The sequence below is a fragment of the Pseudomonas brassicae genome (assembly GCF_010671725.1).
In the GTDB taxonomy this organism is placed as follows: Bacteria; Pseudomonadota; Gammaproteobacteria; order Pseudomonadales; family Pseudomonadaceae; genus Aquipseudomonas; species Aquipseudomonas brassicae.
In genome coordinates this window covers 1-4,701 of record NZ_JAAHBU010000024.1, presented here as the reverse complement: position 1 = coordinate 4,701, position 4,701 = coordinate 1, and the positions used below count along the sequence as shown (strand labels likewise).

At 64.6% G+C, this 4,701-nt stretch carries 4 protein-coding genes and 1 pseudogene; 2 read left to right on the top strand and 3 right to left on the bottom strand.

Annotated elements, in window-relative coordinates; translation table 11 throughout:
- From G3436_RS02335 to G3436_RS02325, 3 genes and pseudogenes are all read right to left on the bottom strand, one after another.
- Positions 1 to 181, bottom strand: a pseudogene (locus G3436_RS02335) (DNA polymerase III subunit chi); the annotation flags it as partial.
- A 2-nt stretch (positions 182 to 183) separates the two neighbouring features.
- On the bottom strand, positions 184 to 612 hold the full coding sequence (locus tag G3436_RS02330; RefSeq protein WP_163940857.1) for a DNA polymerase III subunit chi: 429 nt from the start codon (positions 610 to 612) through the stop codon (positions 184 to 186).
- Between the two features lie 49 nt (positions 613 to 661).
- The gene (locus G3436_RS02325) at positions 662 to 2,155 is read right to left on the bottom strand and encodes a leucyl aminopeptidase (RefSeq protein ID WP_163940855.1); all 1,494 of its coding nucleotides are present in this window, start codon (positions 2,153 to 2,155) and stop codon (positions 662 to 664) included.
- A 295-nt stretch (positions 2,156 to 2,450) separates the two neighbouring features.
- On the opposite strand from G3436_RS02325, the gene lptF reads away from it, so the two are divergent.
- Both lptF and lptG read left to right on the top strand, forming a co-directional pair.
- A complete protein-coding gene (lptF, locus tag G3436_RS02320; protein ID WP_163940852.1) occupies positions 2,451 to 3,566 on the top strand; it encodes an LPS export ABC transporter permease LptF in 1,116 nt (371 codons plus the stop codon).
- On the top strand, positions 3,559 to 4,620 hold the full coding sequence (gene lptG / locus G3436_RS02315; protein WP_163940850.1) for an LPS export ABC transporter permease LptG: 1,062 nt from the start codon (positions 3,559 to 3,561) through the stop codon (positions 4,618 to 4,620). Before lptF ends, lptG begins: the two co-directional genes overlap by 8 nt.
- The last annotated feature ends 81 nt before the right edge of the window (positions 4,621 to 4,701 follow it).

Below are 4,701 nucleotides of genomic sequence, written 5' to 3'. Positions count from 1 at the left end.
GTGCGGCCGCTGGTGCAGGCTCAGGTGCAGGTTCGGCCGGTTCCAGCAGCAGCGGAATCTGCTCATCGACGGTATCGGTGAGCAACGGCGGCTCGAGGGAGTCGTCACCCAGCAACTGGCGAATTGATTCCAGATCGTCCAGCAAATGCGCGGATTTTGGCATGGGGGCAGGTTTGTCCATCATCAGAGTCGCTGTAAACGGTGGTCTTGCAGAGCATAGCCCTGTTCGCGGTAGAAACGGAAACTGTCCCGCGCGGCGGCGCGAATCGCCGGTTCCTCGACCACGATCTCGGCGATACGGGCAAAGCGCCCGGCAAATGCAGGCACCTTCAGGTCGAGGTTGACCAGCAGGTCGTGGTGGCTGCCCGGGTCATCGCCCAGGCCCAGCGCGACCGCTGTTTCAGGGTCGTCTTCGGCCGCGCTGTGCGGCACGAACGCCTCGCCCTTGAAGGCCCACAGCCGCGCGTCCAGCTCGTCGCGCTGGGCCGCGTCGCTGCAGTGCAGGTACACCCGGTGCCCCAGGCGCCAGGCCTTCTCGCAGAGTTTGCAGGCGAAGTCCAGCCGCGCGGCAGGCGCGGGGCTGGGCAGAATATAGAAGTCGACTTTGCTCATGGGGGTCAGGCCCGCCAGCTACGCTGTGCAGCGTAGCTGCGCAGGTGCCTCAGGCGTTGGCGCGGTCGAGCAGGTACTGGGTCAGCAGCGGTACCGGGCGACCAGTGGCGCCCTTGTCCTTGCCGCCGCTGGTCCAGGCCGTGCCGGCGATGTCCAGGTGAGCCCAGTGGTAGGCCTTGGCAAAGCGCGACAGGAAGCAACCGGCGGTGATGCTGCCGGCTTTTGGCCCGCCGATGTTGGCGATGTCGGCAAACGGGCTGTCGAGCTGCTCCTGGTACTCATCGAACAGCGGCAGTTGCCAGGCGCGGTCGTCGGCGCGCTTGCCGGCGTCCAGCAGTTGCCCGATCAGCTCGTCGTCGTTGCCCATCAGGCCCGAGGTATGGCTGCCCAGGGCGACGATGCAGGCGCCGGTCAGGGTGGCGATGTCGATCACTGCCTGTGGCTTGAAGCGTTCGACGTAGGTCAGTGCGTCGCACAGCACCAGGCGGCCTTCGGCGTCGGTGTTGAGGATCTCGACGGTCTGCCCGCTCATGGTGGTGACAATGTCACCAGGGCGGCTGGCGCCACCGCTGGGCATGTTCTCGGCACAGGCCAGCACGCATACCAGGTTGATCGGCAGTTGCAGTTCGAGCACGGCGCGCAGGGTGCCGAACACGCTGGCCGCGCCGCCCATGTCGTACTTCATTTCATCCATGCCGGCGCCAGGCTTGAGGCTGATGCCGCCGGTGTCGAAGGTGATGCCCTTGCCCACCAGCACGAACGGTTTCTCGCTCTTCTTGGCTGCGCCCTGGTAGTTCAGCACGATCAGGCGTGGCGGCTGGTCGCTGCCCTGGCCCACGGCGTAGAACGCGCCCATGCCCAGGTCCTTGATCTTCTTCTCGTCGTGCACCTCGACTTTCAGGCCCTTGAACTCCTTGCCCAGCGCCTTGGCCTGCTCGGCCAGGTAGCTCGGGTGGCAGATGTTCGGCGGCAGGTTGCCCAGGTCACGGGTAAAGCCCATGCCGTTGGCGATCGCGGTGGCGTGCTTGACGGCGCGCTCGACGTCGGCCAGGCCGGCCTTGTCGGCCAGCAGGGTGATTTTCTTCAGGGCAATCGGTTCGGCTTTCTTGCTCTTGTAATGATCAAACACATATTGACCATCGAGCAGGCTCTCCGCGAGCAGGCGGACCTTGCCGTAATGGGCATCGCGGCCGTTCACGGCGACGTCGCCCAGGGCCAGGGTCGCGTCGCTGCCGGCCAGGCCCTTGAGCACGTTGAGCACGCTGGCGACCACTTTGCGCCAGCTGCGGTCGCCCAGCGCATCCTTGCCCACGCCAACCAGCAGTACGCGCTCGGCCTTCACCCCCGGCAGGCCTTGCAGCAGCAGGGTCTGGCCGACCTTGCCGGCCAGGTCGCCGCGCTTGAGTACACTGCTCAGGGCGCCGTTGCTGGCCTCGTCGACAGCCTTGGCGGTCGCGCCCAGGGTGCGGCCTTCACCCACGCTGAGTACCAGGGTGGCGGTTTTCAAGGATGCTGCGGCTACGCTTTTTACAACCAATTCCATGTCAGGGTCCCCGAATGAACTGTCAGTGCGCGTTGTCTGTGCACGCGCTAAATAAGCGGCCCGGCGCCACCGTTGTGCGCCAGTTATAAAGCGCCCAGTTTGAGCCTGCGGCGGGCGCGCTGACAACCCCGAGATGAAGCATTGCACGGCGCCAAGTGACAGGCACGGTCATTCACAGGATAATGCGCGCACTTTTGTCCGGGTTCGCCTTCGCCTTTGGCCAACCGGCAACTATCGTGGTTGCAATGTTTTCCTTGTTCGGCTGTCCGAGCCTGACAACCCAGGAGTGTCTGGTTTGATCGTCTTCCGTTATCTGTCCCGCGAGGTCCTGGTGACCTTGAGTGCCGTCAGCGCCGTGCTGCTGGTCATCATCATGAGCGGGCGCTTCATCAAATACCTGGCCCAGGCGGCGCAGGGCATGCTCGATCCGGGCGTACTGTTCCTGATCATGGGCTATCGCCTGCCGGGCTTCCTGCAGCTGATCCTGCCGCTGGGGCTGTTCCTCGGCATCCTGCTGGCCTATGGGCGGTTGTACCTCGAAAGCGAGATGACCGTGCTTTCGGCCACCGGCATGAGCCAGCAGCGCCTGCTGGGCATGACCATGGCTCCGGCCACGCTGATTGCCGTGCTGGTGGCCTGGTTGAGCCTGAGCCTGGCGCCCCAGGGCGTGACCCAGGTGGCGCAGATCATCAACCAGCAGGATGCGCTGACCGAGTTCGACACCCTGGTGCCGGGCCGCTTCCAGAACCTGCGCGACGGCTCGCGGGTGACCTACACCGAGCAATTGTCGGATGACCGTGCACACCTGGCGGGTGTGTTCATCTCCGAGAAGCGCCTGTCCCAGGACAAGAGCAAGGACCGCGGTATTTCCGTGCTGGTCGCCGAAAAGGGGCGCCAGGAAGTGCAGGCCGACGGCAACCGTTACCTGATCCTGGAGAACGGCTACCGCTACGACGGCAACCCTGGCCAGGCCGATTACCGCGCCATCAAATACGACACCTATGGCGTGCTGCTGCCCAAGCCTGAAGTCAGCGATGAAGTCACCGAGCGTGAAGCCATCCCGACCGCCGAACTGCTGGGCAGCAATGCGCTGCGCGAACGCGCCGAGCTGCAGTGGCGCGTGTCGCTGCCGCTGCTGGTGTTCATCGTGACCCTGATGGCGGTGCCGCTGTCGCGGGTCAACCCGCGCCAGGGCCGTTTCCTCAAGCTGCTGCCGGCGATCCTTCTGTATATGGCTTACCTGACGATTCTGATTGCCGCCCGCGGCGCCCTGGAGAAAGGCAAGTTGCCGATCGGCCTGGGCCTGTGGCCGGTGCACGGGCTGTTCCTGCTGATCGGCCTGGGCTTGATGTACTGGGAGCCGCTGCGCCTCAAACGCGCCAGCCGTCGTGCGGAGGTGGCCCGTGGCTAAGCTCGATCGCTACATCGGCATGAGTGTATTCATGGCCATCCTTGCCGTGCTGGGGATCATCCTCGGCCTGGCCTCGCTGTTTGCCTTCATCGACGAGATGAGCGATATCAGCGACACCTACACGCTGACCGAAGCGGCCAGCTTCGTGGTGCTGACCGCACCGCGCCGGCTCTACGACATGCTGCCGATGGCCGCGCTGATTGGTTGCCTGATCGGCCTGGGCAGCCTGGCCAGCAACAGCGAACTGACCATCATGCGTGCGGCCGGGGTATCCATCGGGCGCATCGTGTGGGCGGTGATGAAACCGATGCTGGTGCTGATGCTGGCCGGTGTACTGATGGGCGAGTACCTTGCGCCGCTGACCGAGAACAAGGCCCAGGCCGACCGCTCGCTGGCCCAGGGTGGTGGCGAGGCGCAGAGCTCCAAGCGCGGCCTGTGGCATCGCCAGGGCGACGAGTTCGTGCACATCAACACCGTGCAGCCCAATGGCCTGTTGCTGGGTGTGACGCGCTATCGCTTCGATAACGAGCGGCACATGCTGACCTCCAGCTTTGCGCGTCGTGCGCAGTACAAGGACGACCACTGGGAGCTCAAGAACGTGACCACCACGCATTTTCGTGGCGATCACACCGAGGTCATCAAGAACGCCGAAGAACGTTGGGACGTGGCCTTGACCCCGCAACTGCTGAGCACCGTGGTGCTGGCGCCGGAGTCGCTGTCGATCACCGGGCTGTGGGACTACATCCACTACCTGTCCGACCAGGGCCTGAACAACGCACGTTACTGGCTGGCGTTCTGGACCAAGGTGCTGCAGCCGTTGGTCACTGCGGCGCTGGTGTTGATGGCGGTGTCGTTCATCTTTGGTCCGCTGCGTTCGGTGACGCTGGGGCAGCGGGTGTTCACCGGTGTGCTGGTGGGCTTCGTGTTCCGCATTGCCCAGGACCTGCTGGGCCCGTCGAGCCAGGTGTTCGGCTTCCCGCCGCTGCTGGCCGTGGTGATACCGGCGGCGATCTGTGCGCTGGCCGGGGTGTGGTTGTTGCGCAGGGCAGGGTAGCGATTACCCTGGACAGCAAAAAGCCGACCTCAGGGTCGGCTTTTTTATTGGGCTGGCTGTGCCGCCCCCTTCGCTGGCAAG

What these genes read in the sequence shown, in the direction of transcription:
- G3436_RS02325 (WP_163940855.1), bottom strand. Translation starts at nt 2,155, where the DNA reads ATGGAATTGGTTGTAAAAAGCGTAGCCGCAGCATCCTTGAAAACCGCC.
- G3436_RS02330 (WP_163940857.1), bottom strand. Translation starts at nt 612, where the DNA reads ATGAGCAAAGTCGACTTCTATATTCTGCCCAGCCCCGCGCCTGCCGCG.